This window comes from Methylobacterium sp. 174MFSha1.1 (genome assembly GCF_900116815.1).
GTDB lineage: Bacteria > Pseudomonadota > Alphaproteobacteria > Rhizobiales > Beijerinckiaceae > Methylobacterium.
Map to the genome: position 1 here is coordinate 1 of NZ_FPCB01000030.1, position 22,730 is coordinate 22,730.

The 22,730-nt window shown below is 66.2% G+C and carries 17 protein-coding genes, 2 tRNA genes and 4 pseudogenes; 8 read left to right on the plus strand and 15 right to left on the minus strand.

The window, feature by feature from the left end; translation table 11 throughout:
* The 4 genes and pseudogenes from BM430_RS23925 to BM430_RS23930 form a co-directional block, all read right to left on the minus strand.
* Positions 1-554: pseudogene (locus BM430_RS23925) on the minus strand (glutamine--fructose-6-phosphate aminotransferase); the annotation flags it as partial.
* A gap of 191 nt (positions 555-745) precedes the next feature.
* Positions 746-917, minus strand: a pseudogene (locus BM430_RS34205) (IS481 family transposase); the annotation flags it as partial.
* A gap of 13 nt (positions 918-930) precedes the next feature.
* Positions 931-1,050 (minus strand): annotated as a pseudogene (locus tag BM430_RS35355) (IS481 family transposase); the annotation flags it as partial.
* 374 nt (positions 1,051-1,424) lie between these two features.
* Positions 1,425-2,060, minus strand: coding sequence for an IS3 family transposase (locus tag BM430_RS23930; protein ID WP_093569752.1), 636 nt, complete (start codon positions 2,058-2,060; stop codon positions 1,425-1,427).
* Between the two features lie 191 nt (positions 2,061-2,251).
* Between BM430_RS23930 and BM430_RS23935 the strand changes: the two are divergent.
* Positions 2,252-2,404, plus strand: a pseudogene (locus BM430_RS23935) (transposase); the annotation flags it as partial.
* Positions 2,405-2,631: 227 nt separating this feature from the next.
* Here BM430_RS23935 and BM430_RS23940 read toward each other — a convergent pair.
* The 5 genes from BM430_RS23940 to BM430_RS23960 form a co-directional block, all read right to left on the minus strand.
* Entirely contained in the window at positions 2,632-5,880 is a 3,249-nt protein-coding gene (locus BM430_RS23940; protein ID WP_093569753.1) for a glycosyltransferase, read from the minus strand.
* Positions 5,881-5,916: 36 nt separating this feature from the next.
* Positions 5,917-7,350, minus strand: coding sequence for a mannose-1-phosphate guanylyltransferase/mannose-6-phosphate isomerase (locus BM430_RS23945; protein WP_177303158.1), 1,434 nt, complete (start codon positions 7,348-7,350; stop codon positions 5,917-5,919).
* Positions 7,351-7,662: 312 nt separating this feature from the next.
* Positions 7,663-8,607: a GDP-L-fucose synthase gene (locus BM430_RS23950; RefSeq protein ID WP_280142289.1), complete on the minus strand. Its 945-nt coding sequence runs from the start codon at positions 8,605-8,607 to the stop codon at positions 7,663-7,665.
* A 1-nt stretch (position 8,608) separates the two neighbouring features.
* Positions 8,609-9,691 carry a GDP-mannose 4,6-dehydratase gene (gene gmd / locus BM430_RS23955; RefSeq protein ID WP_093569754.1) on the minus strand — a complete coding sequence of 361 codons (1,083 nt, stop codon included), beginning with the start codon at positions 9,689-9,691 and terminating at the stop codon, positions 8,609-8,611.
* A 487-nt stretch (positions 9,692-10,178) separates the two neighbouring features.
* Entirely contained in the window at positions 10,179-10,721 is a 543-nt protein-coding gene (locus BM430_RS23960; protein ID WP_093569755.1) for a cytochrome b, read from the minus strand.
* Between the two features lie 200 nt (positions 10,722-10,921).
* On the opposite strand from BM430_RS23960, the gene ribA reads away from it, so the two are divergent.
* Together ribA and bfr are read left to right on the plus strand one after the other, a co-directional pair.
* Positions 10,922-12,025, plus strand: coding sequence for a GTP cyclohydrolase II RibA (gene ribA, locus BM430_RS23965; protein WP_244539639.1), 1,104 nt, complete (start codon positions 10,922-10,924; stop codon positions 12,023-12,025).
* Between the two features lie 145 nt (positions 12,026-12,170).
* Positions 12,171-12,668 carry a bacterioferritin gene (gene bfr / locus BM430_RS23970; RefSeq protein ID WP_093569756.1) on the plus strand — a complete coding sequence of 166 codons (498 nt, stop codon included), beginning with the start codon at positions 12,171-12,173 and terminating at the stop codon, positions 12,666-12,668.
* Positions 12,669-12,694: 26 nt separating this feature from the next.
* On the opposite strand, the gene BM430_RS23975 is transcribed toward bfr, so the two are convergent.
* The gene (locus BM430_RS23975; protein WP_048435019.1) at positions 12,695-12,940 is read right to left on the minus strand and encodes a (2Fe-2S)-binding protein; all 246 of its coding nucleotides are present in this window, start codon (positions 12,938-12,940) and stop codon (positions 12,695-12,697) included.
* Positions 12,941-13,252: 312 nt separating this feature from the next.
* Between BM430_RS23975 and BM430_RS23980 the strand changes: the two genes are divergently transcribed.
* Positions 13,253-15,382, plus strand: a complete 2,130-nt coding sequence (locus BM430_RS23980) for a PAS domain-containing protein (protein WP_244539640.1) — start codon at positions 13,253-13,255, stop codon at positions 15,380-15,382.
* A gap of 107 nt (positions 15,383-15,489) precedes the next feature.
* A complete protein-coding gene (locus BM430_RS23985) occupies positions 15,490-17,262 on the plus strand; it encodes a sensor histidine kinase (protein ID WP_093569758.1) in 1,773 nt (590 codons plus the stop codon).
* 4 nt (positions 17,263-17,266) lie between these two features.
* Here the strand turns inward: BM430_RS23985 and BM430_RS23990 are convergent, their stop codons facing one another.
* The 5 genes from BM430_RS23990 to BM430_RS24005 form a co-directional block, all read right to left on the minus strand.
* Entirely contained in the window at positions 17,267-17,674 is a 408-nt protein-coding gene (locus BM430_RS23990) for a hypothetical protein (protein WP_093569759.1), read from the minus strand.
* Between the two features lie 112 nt (positions 17,675-17,786).
* Positions 17,787-18,020 (minus strand): hypothetical protein, encoded by a 234-nt coding sequence (locus BM430_RS23995; protein ID WP_093569760.1) that lies wholly within the window; start codon positions 18,018-18,020, stop codon positions 17,787-17,789.
* Between the two features lie 536 nt (positions 18,021-18,556).
* Positions 18,557-18,715, minus strand: coding sequence for a hypothetical protein (locus BM430_RS34855; RefSeq protein ID WP_177303159.1), 159 nt, complete (start codon positions 18,713-18,715; stop codon positions 18,557-18,559).
* Positions 18,716-19,038: 323 nt separating this feature from the next.
* A tRNA-Thr gene (locus BM430_RS24000) sits at positions 19,039-19,113 on the minus strand.
* 83 nt (positions 19,114-19,196) lie between these two features.
* Positions 19,197-19,271: transfer RNA gene (locus BM430_RS24005), tRNA-Thr, on the minus strand.
* 208 nt (positions 19,272-19,479) lie between these two features.
* On the opposite strand from BM430_RS24005, the gene BM430_RS24010 reads away from it, so the two are divergent.
* Genes BM430_RS24010 through BM430_RS24020 form a run of 3 tightly spaced genes read left to right on the plus strand, consistent with a single transcriptional unit; the run spans position 19,480 to position 22,727 of the window.
* Entirely contained in the window at positions 19,480-20,469 is a 990-nt protein-coding gene (locus BM430_RS24010; protein WP_093569761.1) for an ABC transporter ATP-binding protein, read from the plus strand.
* Between the two features lie 39 nt (positions 20,470-20,508).
* Entirely contained in the window at positions 20,509-21,783 is a 1,275-nt protein-coding gene (locus BM430_RS24015) for an ABC transporter substrate-binding protein (protein WP_093569762.1), read from the plus strand.
* Positions 21,780-22,727, plus strand: coding sequence for an ABC transporter permease (locus BM430_RS24020; protein WP_093569763.1), 948 nt, complete (start codon positions 21,780-21,782; stop codon positions 22,725-22,727). Before BM430_RS24015 ends, BM430_RS24020 begins: the two co-directional genes overlap by 4 nt.
* Positions 22,728-22,730 lie beyond the last annotated feature (3 nt).

Below are 22,730 nucleotides of genomic sequence, written 5' to 3' on the forward strand. Positions count from 1 at the left end.
CCGTCGCCGAAGCCGACCGCGAGCGGCGCGCCGTGGCGGGCGCCGATCAAAAAGTCCTCCTCGCCGGCGAACAGGAAGGCGAGGGCGAAGGCGCCGCGCAGGCGCGGCAGGGCCGCCTCGACGGCGGAGAGGGGCTTAAGGCCCTGGCGCATCAGGTGGCTGACGAGCTGGGCCACCACCTCGGTGTCGGTCTCGGTCTCGAAGACGCAGCCCTCGGCGGCGAGCTCGGCCTTCAGTTCGCGAAAATTCTCGATGATGCCGTTATGCACCACCGCCAGACGCTCGGTGGCGTGCGGGTGGGCGTTGGTCTCGTTCGGCCGGCCGTGGGTGGCCCAGCGGGTGTGGCCGATGCCGATCGCCCCGGCGAGCGGGTTCTGCAGCAGCTTGAGCTGGAGGTTCGACAGCTTGCCCTCGGCGCGGCGGCGCTCCAGCCGGCCGGCTTCCAGGGTGGCGATGCCGGCAGAATCGTAGCCGCGGTATTCGAGCCGGCGCAGCGCGTCGACCACCTGTCCCGCCACGGCATTCCGGCCGACGATTCCCACGATCCCGCACATGCTCACCACCTCACGTCTCGCTCGCAGAGTGTCCCACTGCGGGACGCCCCCGCCCTTATGCGGAGCATTGCGGCAGGATTTCTGCCGTAGGACTCTTTTGTTCGCGCGATTTATGCCGCGGCCGCTCGTCGGAGCGATCAGAGCGTATTGTGTATGCGAGGTGTTCCACCACATTCTGAAAGCCGCTTACTTTATGGTCCCGGAATGGGGTGGTGCGGATCGATCTTGAATCGGTCTGGGTCTTTTGGTCCAGGCCTGACAGATGGTTTGGAACGGTGTCTTCCAGCGCAGTGCGTTGAGGTGCTTGGCGAAGTTGTAGGCCGTCACGAAGGCCGACACATGCGCCTTCAAGCTGTGTAAGTTTGCGCCAATTCGCGACGGTCTTCGGGTTCAGACCATACTGGGCGGCAAGGGAGCGGCTACTTTCTTTCGACGCTTGGAGCTCGACTCGAATACGCAGCGTCGTGCGGGCGCTACCGTGAAGAACTCCTGCCATAGTGCATCCTCCGACTGGCGGCCCGGCGCCGATAATGCTCCATCACACTCCGGGACTGCGCACCTAGGTCGCTAAGGTTGAGGCCAAGAACGTACATCCGATTAATGCGGCCACGAGTCGCCTCGGCCACGCGGCGATCTGAGAGGTTCTTGGCGACCAGCCGCCAGGGTACCTCGGCCGGGCGGCCGCGGGAGGAAAACGACGCCAAGAACCGCGTGTTGGTGAACTCGGTGCCGAGTTCATCCCTCAGTCGCAGGTAGGCATTGCCCCGCGGGAACGCGGCTCGCGCCACAGCGGCGGTCTGGCTGGGAACCTTGGCAGGAAAGCTTGGATGCGGTGACATGAGGAGTCCCCGCAAGCGTCGGATTACGCTGTCACGTGAACGAGCTAACCAGACAAAAGGATTCACCACCAGTATCCAATCCGGGGCAATCCCAGTCTGCGACCCACAGCCGGTTGGGCTCGTCAGCCGCAAAGCTGCGGTCGACCAGGTCCGGGGCCGGCCAAGCCTCCTGGTCGCGCTGCGTCGTCACCGACCCGCCGCGGCGATGGCACGCCCCGACCAGACCCGCCTGTCGCATCAGCCGGGCGATGCACTTGCGGCTGTGGGCGTCGCCCTGCTCACGCAACTCTGCCTGGACCCGTGGCGAGCCGTAGGTCTGGCGCGAGCCCAGGTGGATCGTGCGGATGCGCCGGAGCAGCACCTCGTCCGCCTGAGCCCGCGCCGAGAGGGGACGGCCGGACCAAGCGTAGTACCCGGCCTTCGAAACGCCCAGCACGCGCGCCATGACGGCGCTCGGGAAATGCGCCTGGTTCGCGCTCATGAACCGGAAGATCCCGACGGCAGAACTCCGGTCTCGCGCGCAAACCAGGCTGTCGCGCTCCAGCTTCAACTGACGGTTCTCGCGCCGCAGCCGAAGGAGTTCATCGCGCTCGCTCGCCGACAGGGCAGCCTCCACGGTAGGAGGCTTCACCTCCCGGCGGCCTTCCAGTTGGTCGGCCTCGGCCACCCAGTTGCGGATGGCTTGGGCCGACGGTCCGAACTCACGGCGAGGTCGGTCGGATCGCGTCCGGCGCGGACCAACTCGACCATCTGGCGGCGGAACTCCGCCGGGTACGGGGGACGGGTTCTCGGCATGGCAAAAACACCTCACGCGAAAGCGTTCTCGGTGTCCACCGATCCGGGGCAATCCCAATCCCAATCCGCCTCGACAAGCGGCGCTATCGCGACCGCTGACGGGTCGAGGCTGTGTTCTGCCGTCTCAAGGATTTCCGTCGCATCGCCACCCGCTACGACAAGCTCGCCCGCAACTTCGCTTCGGCTCTCGCGCTTGCTGCCGTCATTGCGTTCTGATGCTGCTCGAGTCTCAGCCCGAGTTTGGTGAAATAGGGTCAATCCGAGATGTGGGCATCTACAGTGGCTAACCGGTTGGCGTCAGACGCCGACCCACCATCAGAGATGCCCACCAACTGTTGACGGTCTAAATATATCGTCTCCTCTAATTCCGACCCATTTCAGCATCCCACCCTTGAGGGTTAAATAAATAAATCACCCCCTTCCACAATGTCGATGCAATTGTCTCAACTCGGCGTATAGAGCGAAAGCGATTCGAAAGCGCTCCTCATCTTTGCTCGACCAGCCTCAAAAGAGTAAACTTCGTTGATTAAGTTCCGTCCCCGGTTAGATAATTCCAACCAAAGATCGGCATTGGTGTACAAGCGCATAATATATTCAACCCAATCCGCCGGCGTTTCTGCAATGAAACAGTCGTAGCCGTGTCGCAGGCCAATGCCTTCGGCGGCGATCGGCGACAAGACGCAAGGTGTGCCATGCGCGAGAGCAGCGAGGACCTTTCCTTTGATCCCGGCCCCACTGACGAGCGGGGCTACAAAAACACGGCAGTTATCGAAAACGACGTTAACATTTTCGACATAGCCATGCACGATTACGTCGTCAGATGCCAGCTGATAGACCTCCTTGCTCGGGTTACTCCCGTAGACCTTTAGATGCATATCTGACTTCTGACGTAGGAGTGGCATCACGGCTAGCACAAAGAATTCTACGGCCTCTCTGTTAGGATGGTGATTGAAGCCACCAAGGAACGCGACGTCGGATCTTGCCTCGAAGGGCGGTATATTATTCGAAATCTTCTCCACCCAAGGAGCATGCATCACGCGCGTCGAGTCAGGGTTATGGCTCATAATGACGGCATGCTCTACAGAATTGTAGCTCAGGACCAGATCGACGTCCTGCATCACTGAGAGCTCATCATTCCTGACGGTCAGAGCCTTGCCCATCAACGCCCTGTCGTTGCTGGCAATCGCAGTGCGCATCTCGCGCAGGAAATGCAGATCCGCGTTGTTCATGACCAGCTTGGCCTGCGGTGCGTATCGCCGCGCCGCCGCAACGCAACTGCGGGCCACATAGTAACGCGTCATGTAGACAACATCAAAATCCTTGCCATGCTTCTCGAAGACATCCTCTATAGATTGATAGAAGGGCGCATGGTAGACCTCGACGCCGATGCGCTGAAGATATTCCGTATGCTTCCCAAGATAAGCAAGATTCTGCGACAGGAAGGAGACTTTATAGCCCAATGCCTGGACCAGGCGAATTTCCTGGACGGCGGCGTAGCTGCCGGCATCAGTATCGACTTTCGGTGTCTGATAATCGACGAACAGTGCACGGCCGTGAATACCCCGGTCTTTTTCAAGATCCGGATTCACGCCCTCGCGCCCATGCAGGCGATAATCCTCGACCCACTTTCTTTTGAATTTAGGCCTATTGATCTCCTGATGTCGCTTGGCACCGCCACCCGACACGTCGACTCCGCTCGTTACGCCCTCGAAATGATACACGACGGATGAAGCGACGTAGTAAGTCTTGTAGCCGTGTGCCCGGATCTTGAACGCCAAGTCGGTGTCCTCGAAATAGGCCGGCATGAACTCCGTGCTGAAGCCGCCGACCTCGTCCCAGACTGACTTGGGAAGCATGATGGCGGCACCGGACAGGTAGTCCGCTTCGCGGCTGTAGGCGAAGCGTGGCTCGTGCGGGTTCTGGCTCCGTCCATAGTTCCACGGGTTGCCGGAGCCCCACACGATGCCGCCGGCTTCCTGGAGCGTCCCGTCCGGGTAAACGAGCTTCGATCCTGCAAGACCAACTTTGTCGAAGATTGCGAAGCTGTCCAGCAACTCGTCAAGCCAGCCGATCGTCGGCTCCGTATCGTTGTTGAGGAAGACGACGTATTCGCCCTCGGCGGACTCGGCCCCCTTGTTGCAGGCTCCGATGAAGCCCAGGCTGACTTCGTTCCTGATGATTTTGATCCCGTCGACGTAGGACGCGAGCTGTTTCGTCTTGTCGGTAGATCCGTCGTCGACGACGATAATCTCGTATGGCGATTTGTTATGGGCGACCAGCAACGCACATAAGCAGAAATATGTTACCTCAAATTTGTTATGAACTGGGATAATAATGGATACTTTGGGTGTTCTATCCTGCGGAAATCTCAACGGGCGGAAGTCTTTGTTGAAATTGAAGCCGAGAACCAGGACCTGATGCGCGTGGAACAATTGTGCCTGCAGGTCGCCGCCGACGCCGTTCGCGAGATGTGCCTGGAGGGCGCGATAGCGATCGACCGCCGCCGGGGCGAGAGCGCTCGGCGGGAACGGAGCAGCGTGCTCCTGCAGGATGTACCAGGGTGTCGACATGTATGGGACGATGAAGACGTCACGGGCAAGGATTGTGATGCCCGTTGCATCTCTGACGTCGAAGAGGTGAGCGTTCCCATCCAGCAGATTGTCGGGGAGCTTGACGTGCGTATGATGATGGCCTTGATGATAGCCGGAAGCAATCGGCCGATTATCACAATACACAATGTAGTGTATCGGCATATTGATCTTTATTGATAAAAATCTTCCGTTCTCAAATTTGATCTCAGATTCGGAAAAATCGAAAATAGAATTCGGATCATAGACGAGAGTTTGATCAGAATCATTTTCTCTATTGACAAGATAGATATTCGGTCGCCCGGCGTTAATTTTCTCCACGTCGACTTCGGCGCTGTACAGCACGTAGGTCGAAGATCCGGAAAGGATTGACAGAATGAGTCGCGTCCACCCGTCGGCAGTCGTCTTGTTAGACTCACCCTTCTTGGTCCAAACGATTTTCAGGCTGACCGAATTGAAGAATATGAAAAAATTCATATCCCGAATCGCATTGTACGACCGGACGAAGCAAATGTTGATTTGAAGATACTTTGTACCCTGAGGCGCCGTGCAATGGGTATCGACCTGCTTCCAATCTTCGATCTGTCCCCCCGCCTTATGCTCCGTGAGAAGCTCCTCGCAGCCGCCGATCGGCTTCCTTTCCTCGTCGAGGAAGGTCAGCTTGAGGCGGCCCAGCGCGCGATGGGTCGCGAAGAGGCCGCGCAGCTGATAGGTCGCGCCGGCGACCGCGGGAATATCCGTGCCGAAATCTTTGTCGGAATAGTATAGACAGGCCGACGCGGACGCCCCCGACCCGGTCATGTAGGCGGTCTGCCCGTTGGAAAAGTTAGTGCTTTCCGAAAAATTTGATCCGATATGCACGGAAGGCGGGAGCGGCGACTTCGCAATCCAGCTCAATTGCACGTCGGACGCGGCTTGGCCCACCAAGATATCATCGGACCCAATGAACGACTCGAAGCCCTGGCCGACCTTGGACAGCTCCTTTAAATCTTCAGCAAATTTCAAGATATAGTCTTCAGAAAATTTTTCTCTTTTCGAGATGAAATTGATTTTTCCCTCGTAAACAGTAAGCATTTCGAACAACGAGCTGTCAAATTTCGACATAAGATATTTTCCTCAATCCCTTAATTTTATTCGGGCTCAACGACCGTAGACATCCTCGATGCGGATGATGTCATCCTCACCAGTATAGCTGCCAACCTGCACCTCAATCAGCTCGAGCGGAATCTTACCGGGGTTGGCCAGCCGATGCACGCAGCCGATCGGCAGGTAGGCCGCCTCGTTCTCGTGTACGAGGCGCACCGCCCCATCCACCGTCACCTCGGCGGTCCCACGCACCACCACCCAGTGCTCGGCCCGGTGATGGTGCTTCTGCAGCGACAGCCGCCCGCCCGGCTTCACGGTGATCCGCTTCACCTGGAAGCGGCCGCCGATATCGATGCGCTGGTAGGAGCCCCAGGGCCGGTACATGAGCCGATGGGCATCCGCCTCCGGCTCGCCCCGCCGCCGCAGGGTCTCGACCAGGCCCTTCACCTCCGCTCCCGCGCTGCGGCTGGTCACCAGCACGGCATCGTCGGTCGCCACCACGACCACGTCGTCGAGGCCGACGACCGTCGTCAGGATATCGCCGGAGGAATGCACCAGGCTGTTGCGGGTGCCCCGCACCGCGACGCGGCCGCGCAGCGCGTTGCCGTCGCCGTCGCGGGGTGCGATCTCCCATAGGGCGCCCCAGGTGCCGATATCCGACCACGGGAAGACCACCGGCAGCACGCCGGCGCGGCGGGTCCGTTCCATGACGGCATAGTCGATCGAGATCTGCGGCGCGCGCTCGAACGCCGCCTCGCCCAGGCGCACGAAGTCGAGGTCGCGAGTGGCCGTCTCGAGCGCCTCGCGGGCCGCCTCCAGCACTGCCGGTGCATGCGCTTCGAGCTCGTCCAGCATCACGTCGGCGCGGAACAGGAAGTAGCCGCCGTTCCAGAGGGCACCATCGGCGATCAGGCCGGCGGCGCGGGTCGCGTCTGGCTTCTCCAAGAAGCGCGCGACGGCATGCGCTCCGGTCTCGCCGGGCAGGGGAGCGCCGGGCTGGATGTAGCCGTAGGCGGTGGACGGGCTCGTCGGCGTGATGCCCAGCGTCATGATGTGCCCGGCCATCGCCCCGGCCCGGGCGGCGCGCGCGGCCTGCACGAAGGCGGCATCGTCCCCGACGGCATGGTCGGCGGGCAGGATCAGCACCAGGGCTTGCGGGTCGCGGGCGGCGGCATGGAGCGCCGCGACGGCGACCGCCGGGGCGGAATCGCGCCGGCAGGGTTCGAGCAGGATGTCGGCGCGGATCCCGTGTTGGGCAAGCTGCTCGGCGACGAGGAAGCGCGCGTCGTTGGCGGTGATGACCGACGGCTGGGCGAAGGTGCCGGCGTCGGTCAGCCGCGCGGCGGTGGCCTGGAACGACGAGCGGCCGGGCTCCTCCAGCGGCAGGAACTGCTTGGGGAAGCTCTCGCGGGAGGCCGGCCACAACCGCGTCCCCGACCCGCCGCAGAGGATGACCGGGTGGATCAAGCTATCGATATCGTGCGGCATAATTCCACTTCTCGTTCACGGCTTGCACCCGCGCAGCAACCACGGATGAAAATCGTATGGCACAGCCCTGATCGCAGGTCACCGATCGGCAGATCTCGCCAAATCAGGGAGGGTGCGCGCAAACATGGCCGCATCACGCCGGATGATGGGCAGCTTGACCGGATGCACGGGAAACTGGTCACTCAACGGATATTCTCCAGACCTTGAAACGATCGACCACCCGGCCGGAGGCCACGCCGGCTGCACGTTCGATTCCCACGCTGGGCGATCACCCCGAGCACGAATCATGCAGCTGCCCCGCGTCTCTCGTCGTCAGCTCACATGATTGTCAAGGAACCACCGGTAGGTGCTCTCGATGCCCTGGCGCAGCGTGATCTGTGGCCGCCATCCCAGTCCGCCGAGCTTCTCGCCCGACATCAGCTTGCGGGGCGTTCCGTCGGGCTTCGAGCGATCGTAATGGATGCCCCCCCTGTATCCCACGACATCGCATACCAGGTCGACCAGCTCGCTGATCGGAAGATCCTCGCCACTGCCGACGTTGACGTGCTGATCGTCCGAATAGCTCTTCATCAGGAAGACGCAGGCATCCGCGAGATCGTCGACGTGAAGGAATTCGCGACGCGGCGTACCGGTACCCCATACCACGAACTGCGGATCGCCGTTCACCTTGGCGAGATGGGCCTTTCGCATCAGCGCGGGAAGCACGTGGCTTGACGACAGATCGAAATTGTCGCCCGGACCGAACAGGTTGGTGGGCATCGCCGAGACGTAGTCCCGACCATGCTGCTGCCGATACGCCTGGCACAACTTGAGGCCGGCGATCTTCGCCACCGCGTACCATTCGTTGGTCGGTTCGAGGGCGCCGGACAAAAGGGCGCCCTCCTCGATCGGCTGGGGGGCGAATTTGGGGTAGATGCAGCTCGACCCGAGAAAGAGAAGCTTCCCGACGTCGTACCGGTGCGACGCTTCGATGACGTTGGTCTCGATCGCCAGGTTGTCGTACAGGAAATCCGCCGGGAATTGCGAGTTGGCGAGGATTCCGCCGACCTTTGCGGCGGCCAGGAAGACGGCGTCGGGACGCGTGCGCGAGAACCAGTCCCGGACCGATCCTTGCTCCCGGAGATCGAGCTCGCGGCGATCCGCGACGAGGATCTCGCATCCCTCGGAGGCCAGCCTCCGCACGATCGCAGAGCCGACCATCCCGCGATGGCCGGCCACGAAGACCTTCTTTCCAGACAGCGCAAAGTCCTTGGCCACCCTACACTCCCTTCGCGATCGGAGCGTCCTTCATGACCACCAGATCCGCCTCGACCATCTCCTGCGCGAGCTGGCGAGCCGACGTCTCATGCCTCCAGTTCAGCTTCTCCCGGGCCTTGCTCGGGTCGCCGATGAGAAGGTCGACTTCCGTCGGCCGGAAGTACCGGCGATCGATCTCGATCAGGCAGCGTCCGGACGACCGGCAATAGCCCTTCTCGTCGACGCCGCTGCCTTCCCACCGCAGGTCGATGTCGACCGCGGCGAAAGCCCACTCGACGAAGTTGCGCACGGCCGTCGTCTCGCCCGTGGCGAGTACGTAGTCGTCCGGCTGATCCTGCTGCAACATGAGCCACATCCCACGGACGTATTCGCGGGCATGTCCCCAGTCGCGCTTCGCGTCAAGGTTTCCAAGCCACAGTTTATTTTGCCGGTTCAATTTTATCGCGGCCGCGGCGCGGGTTATCTTCCGCGTCACGAATGTTTCGCCACGCAGCGGGCTCTCGTGATTGAAGAGAATTCCGTTTGACGCGTGCATGCCATAGGCTTCGCGGTAATTGACCACGATCCAGTAGGCGTAGAGCTTCGCGGCGGCGTAGGGCGAGCGCGGATAGAAGGGCGTCGTCTCGCGCTGCGGCACTTCCTGAACGAGGCCGTACAACTCAGACGTCGAGGCCTGATAGAAGCGGCAAGTTTTCTCGAGGCCGAGGATGCGCATGGCCTCGAGGAGCCTCAATGTGCCGATGCCGTCCGCGTTGGCTGTATATTCGGGCGTCTCGAAGCTGACCTGCACGTGGCTCTGAGCCGCAAGATTGTAGATCTCGCACGGCTGGGTCTGCTGCACGAGACGGATGAGATTCGTCGCATCCGTCAGATCGCCGTAATGCAGAAAAAATCTCGCATTATCGACATGGGCATCTTCGTAAATATCTTCGATGCGCGCGGTGTTGAACGAAGACGATCTCCGCTTGACGCCATGCACCTCGTAGCCCTTCGACAACAAGAGGTGCGCGAGATACGCGCCATCCTGGCCGGTAATGCCCGTAACGAGCGCAACCTTCTTATCCTGCACGCCCAATCCTTCCATATAGCGGGTGTTCGCCAAACAAATATCGAGCCTGCCTAGGATATTACCAGTACGTTAGAATTACTTAGACCCATCTTAGCGTTACGTCTTGACCCGCGGCACCGCCTCTGTTGCCATTTTACTTTCTTCTTTTGGGCTTATGGCAATCCGCGACAGACGATGCGGGTAGCCGGCCTTACTGCATGGCACGCGATTTGCCCTCCTTATTACAACACTTCAGTCGTGCAAAGACAAAGATCGGCCGTCGCTCGCTTTGGTTGATCGCTTGCCATATATCCAATCTGAAGCTGTATCAATCTCGGAGGAGACATCGCGATAGGGATCCGAGTAGAACGGGAAGGGCACGTGATCGAGCATCCGCCTCGCAGCATGGGAGTTCGCCGCGCTTCCGCCGTGTCCGTGCACCGCCATCGTCGCGGGCGCGGTCGGACGACGTTCGCTGTCCGCCGACGCGTGTCCGGGCAGCATCTGCGGCCGGTGGGGCGTTTCAGGCTTTCGTCCCTCCCGGCAGCATCCGCCGCAGCGTTCCGTCCCGTCGCACCACGTGGTGGTGCAAGGCCGCCGCGACGTGAAGCGCCACCAGCGCCACCAGCGTGAACGCCGCGACCTGGTGCACCTTGAGGATCGCCTCCCCCACCGGCATGCCGCCGGAGACCGGCAGGGTGAGGGGCAGGGTGAAATACAGCATGACGGGCGCGCAGCAGGCCGAGGTGCCGGCCCAGCCGAGCAGCGGCACCAGCACGATCAGGACGTAGAGCGCGAGATGCGAGGCGTGGGCCGCCCGGCGCTGCCAGGCCGGCAGGCCCTCCACCAGCGGCGGAGCGCCGCGCGCGGCGCGCACCAGGAGCCGCGCGAGGGCCAGGGCCAGCACCGTGAGCCCGAACGACTTGTGCCACTCGTAGAGGGCGTTCTTCAGCGGGCCGTCGGGCAGTTTGGCCATGGCGAGCGCGATCGGTACCAGCGCGAAGATCAGGATGGTGACCGCCCAGTGCAGCACCTTCTGGGACGGAGCGTAGATGCGCGGCGTCATGCAGCTTCACTCCCGGGGTGTATGGTCGAACTGGACAATCGCGAAAGGTTGATGGAGGGATCCGCGGCGAAGCGGGGCTGCACGCACCACATGCCGTTCGCCGTCCGTCGAATCGCAGCGCCCTCCCCCACCGGTTCTCACTCATGGTCTGCCGCGACGGGGCCGGGCCATCTCTCTCAGGGTCGATGATGTCGGTCACGATGCAGAGCAGCAGCAATGTAGACCCGGCCGCGGGCCGGGACCAGATCGATGTCGAGCGGGCCCTCGCGGAAATCCGTGCCGGCCGGCCGGTGGTCCTGCGCGGTGAAGATCCCGTGCTCGCCCTGTCGGCCGAGGCCGTCGACGGGGAGACGGCCGCCGCCTTCGCGGCGCTCGCGGGCAACGGTGCCCGCCTCGTCCTGCCGGCGCCGCGCCTGCGCCGCCTCGGCCTTGCCGACCGGGCCGAGGCCGGCGCGGTCGCCCTGCCGGTGATCGACCCAGACCGGATCGAGGCCCTGGCCCTGCGCCTCGACGGACGGATCGACGCTCCCGTGGCGCCGGCCTCCGCCGGCGATGCCGCGGCGCTCGCCCTGATGGCTTTGGCCCAGGTGCTGCCGGCGGTCCTGGTGGTGCCGGGCGAGGCCGCCCCTCCCGGCACCCTGAGCGTCGCGGCCGAGGCGGTCGCCCGCTATCCGGCCCGGCAGGCCGCCGCCTTGCGGCCCGTGAGCCGGGCGCCGGTGCCGCTCGCCGGCGCGCCGGACAGCGAGTTCGTGGTCTTCCGCGGCGGCGAGGGGCTGCGCGACCAGGTGGCGGTGGTGATCGGCCGGCCGGACCTGTCGGGCCCGGTGGCGGTGCGGCTGCACTCGGCCTGCCTCACCGGAGACCTGTTCGGCTCGCTCAAATGCGATTGCGGCGACCAGCTGCGCGGCACCGCCGGCTGGATGGCGCAACACGGCGGCGGCATCGTGCTCTACCTCGACCAGGAGGGGCGCGGAAACGGGCTCGCCAACAAGATCCGCGCCTACGACCTCCAGGCCCGCGGGCTCGACACCTACGAGGCCGACGAGGCTCTCGGCTTCGGCCTCGACCAGCGCCGGTTCGACTTCGCGGCGGCGATGCTGAAGGCCCTCGGCGTCACCGCCGTGCGGCTCGTGAGCAACAACCCCGAGAAGGCCGCGAGCCTGGAGGCCGCCGGCCTCACGGTGGTGGAGACCCAGCGGGCGCTCGGCCGGATCACGCCGGAGAACATCCGCTACCTCACGGCCAAGCGCGACCGGGCCGGCCACGCCCTCGACCTCGACGCCTTCGCGTGCATCGACGTGTGACCGCTGACGTGTGATCTCCGCTCGCCATTTGCGTTGGGTCAGGCCACGCTCATGGTGGCCCTGCGGCACGTTCGCTGCTAGCTAGGGCCCCGGTTGGGCCGGCACCACCCGGCCCCGATGGACGATCGATACGGGAGATCGAGCGATGAAGGGTGATGCCAAGGTCGTCGAGTACCTCAACCGCGGCCTGCGCAGCGAGCTGACCGCGGTGAGCCAGTACTGGCTCCACTTCCGGATGCTGAACGACTGGGGTTACATCGATCTCGCCAAGTTCTGGCGCAAGGAATCGATCGAGGAGATGAACCACGCCGATCGCTTCGTCGATCGGATCCTGTTCCTCGAGGGCTTCCCGAACCTGCAGGAGCTCGACCCGCTGCGGATCGGGCAGAACGTGGAAGAGATCATCGCATGCGATCTCGCTGCCGAGGTCGAGGCTCGCAGCCTCTACCTCGAAGCCGCGAAGTACTGCGACTCGATCAACGACCGCGTGTCGAAGCAGCTGTTCGAGGATCTGGCCGCCGACGAGGAGGGCCATATCGACTTCCTCGAGACCCAGCAGGAGCTGATCCGTCAGGTCGGCCTGCCGCTCTACGCCCAGCGCCACATCGGCGGCCTGGAGAAGATCGAGCCCGAGGTCGAGTGAAGCTTTACTGAGTCGGGGGGCCGCCGTCAGGCGGCCTCCTCCTTCAGTTCCTTCAGGGTGCAGGCGGCCCCGCAGGTGGTGGTACAGGCGGCGTGCGCGTCGGCCAGCGCCCGGTCGAGGATTCCCCGGATCGTGCGGGCGCAGCGGCCGCATTTCGGGCTGCAGCCGAGGCAGGCATAGACCTGGGCGGGCGTGCGCGGGCAGCCCGGGCCGGGATTGAGGCATGCGCGCACCTGGCCGTCGGAGAGCACGTTGCAGGAACAGACGATCATGTCGTGACTGGAGCACCCGATCCGCGGAGGGTCGGGGGAATCGCTCCCGCTGACCGCTCTCAGATTAGAACTTTTGAAAACTACAACATAATCAACAAGTTACCGATTCGGCGCGGGGGTCGCAACCCGGCCGGCGCGGTCATTGCGCCGCAGGGCCCGCGCCCGCGGGCCGGCTGTGTGCGCCAGGAAACCCTGCGCCGCTTCGGTGGTTGCCTGGAGGGTGTCGTCCCGTCTATCGGCAGCCGTTCCGCAGGGTTTGGCGGCGGCAGACCGCAACGAACAGTCATGAGCAGCCAGGACGCGAGCGGACAGATGCCATCGGCCGGAGGGGACGCCGTCGCGCTCGCGGCCGGCGCGCCGCACCTCGCCGAGACCGCCCGTCTCGCCGAGACCGCCTCCCTCACGCAGGCGCTCGCCGAGGCGCGGGCGGAGCGCGACGACCTGCGCAGCATCACCGAGGCCGCCCCGGCCCTGATCGCCGCCCTCGACCGCGACGAGGTCTGCCGCTTCGCCAACGGCAATTTCGCGCGCTGGTACGGCCTGGATCCGGACGAGGCCGTCGGGCGCCCCTTGCGGGAAATCGTCGGCGAGGCGTTCTACGCCGTGCGCCGGCCGCTGCTGGCCCGGGCCTTCTCGGGCGAGACGGTCACGTTCGAGACGCCCCATCCCGACGCGGACGGGCGCCACGCGCTCGTGCGCTACGTGCCCCATCGCGGGCCCGACGGCGCGGTGGCGGACCTGCACCTGCTCGGCGTCGACATCACCGCCGAGACCGACGCGCGGGCGGCGCTCGCCGACACCGCCCTGAAATTCCGGGCCATCGCCGAATCGATGCCCCAGATGGTGTGGTCGACCCTGCCGGACGGCTACCACGACTATTACAATCCGCGCTGGTACGAGTTCACCGGCATGCTGGAGGGCTCGACCGACGGCGAGGGCTGGAACGCGATCTTCCATCCCGCCGAGCAGCCGGAGGCCTGGCGGCGCTGGCGCCACTCGCTCGCTACCGGCGAGCCCTACGAGATCGAGTACCGCCTGCGCCGGCACGACGGGGTCTATCGCTGGGTGCTGGGACGGGCGGTGCCGATCCGCGATCCCCGCAGCGGGGCGATCGAGCGCTGGTTCGGCACCTGCACCGACATCGACGACCAGGTCCGGGCCCGCGAGACCCTGGCCGAGCGGCGCGAGGCGCTGGAGGCGCAGGTCGCGGAGCGCACGGCGGCGCTCGCCGAGGCCAATGCGCGGCTCACCGCCGAGATCGAGGAGCGCGCCCGGATCGAGGAGGCGTTGCGCCAGGCGCAGAAGATGGAGGCGGTGGGCCAGCTCACGGGGGGCATCGCCCACGACTTCAACAACCTGCTCACCGGCATCGTCGGCGCCCTCGACCTGATGCAGACCCGCATCGACGAGGGTCGTACGCAGAACCTCGCCCGCTACACCGGCCTCGCCATGGCCTCGGCCCATCGCGCCGCCGCGCTGACCCACCGGCTCCTCGCCTTCGCCCGCCGCCAGCCGCTGGAAGCCCGGTCGGTCGACGCCAACCGGCTGGTGCGCGCGATGGACGAGCTGCTGCGCCGGACGCTCGGCGAGCGGGTGCAGCTGGAGGTGGTGGTGGCGGGCGGCCTGTGGCCGACGCTCTGCGACCCCAACCAGCTCGAGAACGCGATCCTCAACCTCGCGATCAACGCCCGCGACGCGATGCCGGAGGGCGGGCGCCTCACCATCGAGACCGCCAACGCCCATCTCGACGATTCCTACGTGGCGAGCGAGATCGGGGTGCGGGCGGGACAGTATGTCTGCGTCGGCGTCAGCGATACCGGGGCCGGCATGCCGCCCGACGTGATCGCGCGGGCCTTCGACCCGTTCTTCACCACCAAGCCCCTCGGCCAGGGCACGGGCCTCGGCCTCTCGATGATCTACGGCTTCGCCAAGCAATCCGACGGGCACGTCCGGATCTACTCGGAGGTCGGCCAGGGTACGACGGTCAAGCTCTACCTGCCGCGCCATCTCGGCCGGGCCGTGGACGAGCCGGCGCCGGCCAAGGGCCTGCCGGTGCCGCGGGCCGAGCACGGCGAGACGGTGCTGGTGGTGGAGGACGATTCCACCGTCCGGGCGCTGATCGGCGAGACCCTGACCGAGCTCGGCTACCGGGTGATCGAGGCGCCCGACGGGCGGACCGGCCTGCGCCTGCTCGAGGCGCCCGGGCGGATCGACCTCGTCGTCACCGATGTCGGCCTGCCGGGCCTCAACGGCCGCCGGATGATCGACGAGGCGCTCGCGGCGCGCCCCGGCCTGCGCGTGCTGTTCATCACCGGCTACGCCGAGAACGCCGCCTTCGGCAACGGCCACCTCGCGCCGGGGATGCGGATGATCACGAAGCCCTTCTCGATCGAGGCCTTCGCCACCAAGGTCCGGGCGATGATCGAGCCGGCACGGGACTGAGGACGGACCGGAAACGGCGAGGCTTTCCGGTGCCGCTTGCTGTAGGGTAGGATTCGGCCCACCCCGAACGGGGCCGTCCCCGGCCGAGACGAAGACCCGGATTCCCCTTGCCCCAGCCGCCGCTCCGCGTCTTCCTGGCCCTCGGTCTCGGGGCCTCGGGCCTGGTGGCGACCCTGGTTCTCGCCCTGGTCGCCTCCCGGGTGGCGAGCCAGCGGCTCGAGGCGCGCATCGAATCCGAGCTCGCCGACGTCGCCACCTCCATGGCCGGCCGGCTCGACCGCGGCCTGTTCGAGCGCTGGCGCGACATGGTGATCCTGGCCGAGAACGACACCATCCGCGATCCCGACGCCCCGGTGGAGCGCAAGCGCCGGGTGCTGCGGCGGGCGCAGGAGACCTATCCGGACTACGCGATCATCGTGCTGATCGACGCCGCCGGACGGATCGAGGCGACGAGCACGGGCGCGCTCGAGGGCGTCGATGTCGCGCACCGGGACTACTTCACGAAAGGGCGGCACGGGCCCTTCGTCGGCGACCTGCACGACACCCAGCTGCTGGCGCGGCTGACGCCCGGCCACGACCCGGCCGACCCGCCGCGGGTGCTCGACATCGCCGCCCCGGTCCGGGGCGACGACGGCCGCCTCGTCGGGGTCGTCTCGGCCCACCTCGACTGGGCCTGGGCCCGGGGGGTCGAGGCGTCCCTGCGCGAGACCTCGGCCGGGACGCGCGACGTCACCGCCCTGGTGCTCTCCCGCGACGGCACGGTGCTGCTCGGCCCGGACGGCTTGCGCCGGGCGAGCCTGCCGCCGGACCTGCCGAGCGTCGCGGCGGCGCGGGCGGGCCGCGCCGGCACCGAGGCCGAGACCTGGCCGGACGGGCGGCGCTACCTCACCGGCTACCGGCCGACCCGGGGCTATCGCGGCTTCCCGGGCCTCGGCTGGACCGTGCTGGTGCGCCAGGACGCCGGCACCGCCTTCGCGTCGGTGGCGGAGCTGCGCCGGCAGATCCTGCTCTGGGGCCTCGTCGTCGCCACGGTGGCGGCGGGCATCGGCTGGTTCGCCGCCGGCCTGCTCGCCCGGCCCCTGCGCCGCCTCGCGGTCGCCGCCGCGGCGCTCGGCCGGGGCGAACCGGTCGCGGTGCCGGCTTCCGCCGTGCGCGAGGCGCAGGCGATCAGCCACGCCTTCACCGCCGCGTCCCGCACCCTGCGGCAGCAGGACGAGGACCGCCGGGCGGCCGATGCGCGCCAGGAGCTGCTGATCCACGAGCTCAATCACCGGGTGAAGAACACGCTCGCCACCGTGCAGTCGATGGCGCGCCAGACCGCCCGCAGCGCCGCCTCCCTCGACGACTTCACCGGCAGCTTCGAGTCCCGGCTCCTGGCGATGTCCCAGACCCACAACGTCCTCACCGCCAACCACTGGGAGGGGGCGGGCCTGCGCGGCATCCTGTCGGCGGAGCTGGAGCCCTATGCCGGCGGCCGGGCCGACCGCATCCGCCTCGAGGGACCGCCCGTCTCCCTCACCCCCGCGGTGGCCCTGCCCCTCGGGATGGCGATCCACGAGCTCGCCACCAACGCGGCGAAGTACGGCGCGCTCTCGGTCGAGGCCGGGCAGGTGGCGGTGGAGTGGCAGGTGGACGGGCGAGCGGATCGCCAAGCGGAGGGGCGAGCCGACCCGCGGGCCGGAGCGGAGACGCTGTCCTTGCGCTGGCGCGAGAGCGGCGGTCCTCCGGTGACGCCGCCGGCCCGGACCGGCTTCGGCACGCGGCTGATCCGCACCAGCCTGGAGCGGGAGCTCGCCGGCGAGGTCAGCCTCGACTACGCGGAAGCCGGCCTCACCTGCCGGATCGCGGTGCCGCTCGCGACCCGGACCGAGGCGGCCTGAAGCCTCATCGGCCGTAGGGGTAGCAGCGTCCGCGGTCGAGGGGGATGCGGAGATGCGTCGCCAGCACCCGGATCGCCTCGGCATGCTCGACGTAAGGGTCGCGGTTGCCGATGCCGACGACGATCGGGCAGCCCGCCCCCCACGGCACCATGGCGGTGGCGAGCCCGTTGCCTTCCGGGTCGCGCAGGGTGAAGAAGCGCGGCATGGTCCGGCGCAAGTGCGCCTTGAGGCCGATCTGCTGCTCGATGAACGGGCCGGAGGGCGGCACGTAGGAGGCCTCGGCCCGGGCCTGCGCCTGCCGGAAGTGCTTCTCGACGGCGTGACCCATCAGGGCCGATTCCTGGATCGCCTCCGACTCGGTCTCGATCTGGAACCAGGTCTTTCCGCCGGGGACGTCGCAGACATAGTCCATCGCTCACCTCGGCGGCTGTCCGGGCCGTGGCCCTACCTCCTCCCATGTAGGCGCGAACAGGCCGGTTTTGAAGAACCGGTGCGGCCCCCGGGCCCGTGCGGCCGGCCCGTCCTCACCCCTCCTGCAGCATCTCCCGGCCCTGCGCGGTGATGCGCCAGGCGGCCGAGGTGCTGCCGGGATTCAGGCCCGGCCGCTCGCCCAGGAACAGCAGGTGGCCGTCATTCTCGAGGGCGCAGAGCCGGCTGTGGTCGCCGGGCCAGGCCCGGTCGGGCTCGCGCCGGAGCGTGATGCAGCCCTCCTGGCTGAGGGCGGCGCGGCTGAGGAGGCGGCGGCGGTGATCGATCATCGCGTCGGATCCTTTTTAGGTCGATGCGGCCATGCGCACGGGACCCGGCGCGGACACGACGGGCGGCAACGGCCGGCGGGACGCGGGAGCCGCGTCCGGATTGACGAGAATCGCCCGCGGTCGGGTTCATGGACGGCGCGCGGCCCATGCCGGCGCCGCCCTCCGGCGGTGCGGGAGACGTGTGGCGCCGCCCATTGCTCGGGCGGTGATGCGGCCATGGAGCCCGCTTGCGCTTAGGCCGGCAAGGCCAAGCTTAGCAGCTGAGCCCTCCGATGCAACCCGAATGGTTTCGAGATCGTATCCAGCCGCCGGATTCGCGACGTTCACGGGTGAGGCGACAGCATGCGATCCGCACGACGCCCGGCATCTTCCGTTACGACAAGATGGCGACAGTCCGCGTCGGGAGCGTCATCGTACGGTGTGCTTGCATCCTTGCCGGAGCTGGGTCGATTCACTGTCGGCGATCACCGATAGCCGGCGACGGGACAAGCTTTCCCCCCTCTGATGGAGGACAGCCCGACCTCTCGCCCGGAGACTCAGCCCTGGCCCATCACGAGCCGGCCCGCCTGTTCCCAGCCGCCGAGAAGGTCCGCCCCCGCGCAGGCGAGGCCGCCCGTCAGCAGAGCAATCCAGAGCGCGATGTGGCCCGCTGCTTCGAGCGGGCGCCAGCCGTACTGGCGGAGCTGTGAGTACATAGCCGGCTCAGTGCGCCGTTTATGGTTAATGTTTCGTTACCAGAGGCGCGGAGATGGACGAACTGTTCGTGCTTCGGCCTTCAGTGTTCTCCACGCGGCCGGGGCAGCGCCGGCACCGGATGGGCCATCGCGCTATCGGCAGCATCGGACCTGGAGGGTCCGGCACAGGCGTTCGGCGCCATCGCGCCGAGCAGTCGTGTGCGCGATCTGAATATCGGAGGGTTGACGGTGCCCTGACATGCCGCCGCCACCGAGCCGAACGAGCGGTAGCCTGGCGATCAGCGGATCGCGTTTCCGACACTGGGAGTTTTCAGCAAGAAGGATGGTGCCGCTGGGGAGGATTGAACTCCCGACCTCGTCATTACCAATGACGCGCTCTACCACTGAGCTACAACGGCCCGCCGGTGCCGTGCTGCCGTCCCGAGCGGGACCGAACAGGCTTCAGACACACCGAGCGAAATCTCTGACTTCACGGTGAAGATGGTGCCGCTGGGGAGGATTGAACTCCCGACCTCGTCATTACCAATGACGCGCTCTACCACTGAGCTACAACGGCCCGTCGGCGCCGCTCGTCCCGCCCAAGGCCGCGTGGCCGGGCGAACCGTGGTGCGCCGAAGACGAGCGGGGGGATAGCGGATCGCCCGGCGCATTGCAACAGGCTCGCCGACAGGAATCGCCGCCCCACCGGACCCCGCCGGCTCCGCGCCCCTGGCCCGCACCTTGCTTGGACCGTGGCGCAAGGGGAGCCGCCGAGGGGAGAGCGCGTGGACATCGAACTCGCCAGCCTGACCAAGCGCTACGGCGACACCGTCGCGGTCGATTCCATCGACCTGAAGATCCGGTCCGGCTCGTATTGCTGCCTGCTCGGGCCCTCGGGCTGCGGCAAGACCACGACGCTCCGGATGATCGCCGGGCACGAGACCGTCACCTCCGGCGACGTGGTGATCGGCCCGAAGGCCGTCGGCGACCTGCCGCCGGCCCAGCGCGGCACCGCGATGATGTTCCAGAGCTACGCGCTGTTTCCCCACCTCACCTGCCGCGACAACGTCGCCTTCGGGCTCAAGATGCGGGGCGTCCCGAAGGCGGAGCGCATGAAGCGCGCCGAGGCGATGCTGGCGCTGGTCCAGATGGACCACCTCGCCGGCCGGCTGCCGGCGCAGCTCTCGGGCGGCCAGCAGCAGCGCGTGGCGCTGGCCCGCGCCCTCGTCACCGGCCCGAAGGTGCTGCTCCTCGACGAGCCGCTCTCGGCCCTCGACCCGTTCCTGCGGGTGCGGATGCGCACCGAGCTCAAGCGGCTGCAGAGCGAGCTCGGCATCACCTTCGTGCACGTCACCCACAGCCAGGAAGAGGCGATGGCGCTCTCCGACCTCGTGGTGGTGATGAATGGCGGCCGCATCGAGCAGGCGGCCGATCCCCGCACGGTGTTCGAGCGGCCGGCCACCGCCTTCGTCGCCCGCTTCATCGGCGGCCACAACGTCATCGCGCTCCCCGACCGGCGCATCGCGGTGCGGGCCGACCGGATGCGCCTCGGCGACGAGGCCGGCCCGGAGGCGCCGAGCGCCCGCGTCGTCGCGGTCGAGTACCAGGGCAGCACCGTCCATGTGAGCCTGGAGGCGCCGGACCTCTCCGCCGAGCCGGGGGCCGCCCTGACGGCGATCCTGAGCGACCACGCCTATGCCGGCCACCCCCTCGCCCTCGGAGACACGGTGCGGGTGGGCTGGCCGGCGAACGAGGCCCACCGCCTCGACGCCTGAGCACGACTTCTAAGAAGGGAGACTTTCGCCATGGCAGATATGAAGACGCCCCGCCTGTCGCGCCGCACGCTGCTGCAGGGGGCCGGCGCCGCGGCCGGCCTCGCCGCCGGCTCCGGCGCGATCACGGGCTTTCCGGCGATCATCGCCGCCGAGCCGGTGACGTTGCGCTACCTCGGCACCGCCGTGAACCAGAGCGGCGACATCGCCCGCAAGGTGAAGGAGGATCTCGGCATCACGATCGAGTACATCCCGGTCGTGACCGACGAGGTCTCGAAGCGCGTCGTCACCCAGCCGAACTCGTTCGACATCGTCGATTCCGAGTATTTCAGCCTCAAGAAGCTGATGCCGTCGGGCAACCTCGTCGGCATGGACGCGCGCCGGATCAAGAACGCCGACAAGATCACCCCGGTCTTCACCAAGGGCGAGGTCGGAGGCAAAAAGATCGGCGACCAGGGTACGGCACCCAAGAAGGTGTTCTACCTGGAAGGCCAGAACTCGACCAAGTTCGCCGCCTCCCCGACCGAGTGGATCACCCTGATCCCCACCACCTACAACGCCGACACGCTCGGCATCCGGCCCGACCTGATCAAGCGCCCGATCACCTCGTGGAAGGAGCTCCTCAACCCCGAGTTCAAGGGCAAGGCCTCAATCCTCAACATCCCGTCGATCGGCATCATGGACGCCGCGATGGTGGTCGAGGCCACCGGCGACTACACCTATCCCGACAAGGGCAACATGACTAGGCCTGAGATCGACCGCACCATGAAGGTGCTGATCGAGGCCAAGCGCGCCGGCCAGTTCCGCGCCTTCTGGCAGGACTTCAACGAGTCCGTGAACCTGATGGCGTCCGGCGAGACGGTGATCCAGTCGATGTGGTCGCCCGCCGTCACCAAGGTGCGCTCGCAGGGCGTCGCCTGCACCTACCAGCCGCTGAAGGAGGGCTACCGCGCCTGGGCGACCGGTTTCGGCCTGCCCAAGACCCTGACCGGCAAGAAGCTCGACGCTGCCTACGATTTCATCAATTGGTTCCTTTCTGGCTGGGCCGGTGCCTATTTGAATCGCCAGGGCTACTATTCGGCCGTGCTTGAGACGGCAAAGGCCCACATGGAGCCCTACGAATGGGCATTCTGGATGGAGGGCAAGCCGGCCGAGAAGGACATCAAGGCCCCGGACGGCACCGTGATGGAGAAGGCCGGCGCGGTGCGCGACGGCGGCTCGTTCGAGCAGCGGATGGGCGCCGTCGCCTGCTGGAACTCGGTGATGGACGAGAACACCTACATGGTGCGCAAGTGGAACGAGTTCATCGCCGCATGAGCACGGCCACGGCTCCAGCCCTTCCGGAGGCGGCGCCAGCCGCCTCCGGCCCCGTCGGCCTCGCCGCGGCGACGAAGCGCCAGCGCCGCCTCGCCTACTGGCAGGCGATGCCGCTGGGGCTCGTCTTCCTCGTGTTCTTCCTGGTGCCGCTGGCGCTGACCCTGATCGTCAGCTTCTGGGAGTACAACGAGTACGAGATCATCCCGGCCTTCACGCTCCAGAACTACGCCGACGTGTTCGAGGGCTGCCTGTCGGGGGGCGACCTCTGCACCACCTTCCGCACCTACCTGTCGACGCTGAAGTTCTGCCTGCTCGGCTGGGCCGCGACGCTGACCATCGGCTTCACGGTCGCCTACTTCGTCGCCTTCCACGTCCGCTCGACTGCGATGCAGACGGTTTTGTTCCTGATCTGCACCATCCCGTTCTGGACCTCGAACGTGATCCGGATGATCGCCTGGATCCCACTGCTCGGCCGCAACGGCCTCGTCAACGACACGCTGATGGGTCTCGGCCTGATCCGCACCCCGATCGAGGGGCTGCTCTATTCCGACTTCTCGGTGGTGCTGGCCTTCATCCACCTCGACACGGTGTTCATGATCGTGCCGATCTTCAACTCGATGATGCGGATCGACCGTTCGCTGATCGAGGCGGCGACGGATGCCGGCGCCACGCCCTGGCAGACCCTGTGGAACGTCATCGTGCCGCTCTGCAAGCCCGGCATCGCCATCGGGTCGATCTTCGTGCTGACGCTGATCATGGGCGACTTCGTCACGGTGGGCGTCATGGGCGGCCAGCAGATCGCCTCGGTCGGCAAGGTGATCCAGGTGCAGATGGCCTACCTGCAATTCCCCGCGGCCGCCGCCAACGCGGTGGTGCTGCTCGGCGCCGTGATGGTGCTGATCGCCGCGCTCACCCGCCTGATCGACCTGCGCCGGGAGCTTTGACAC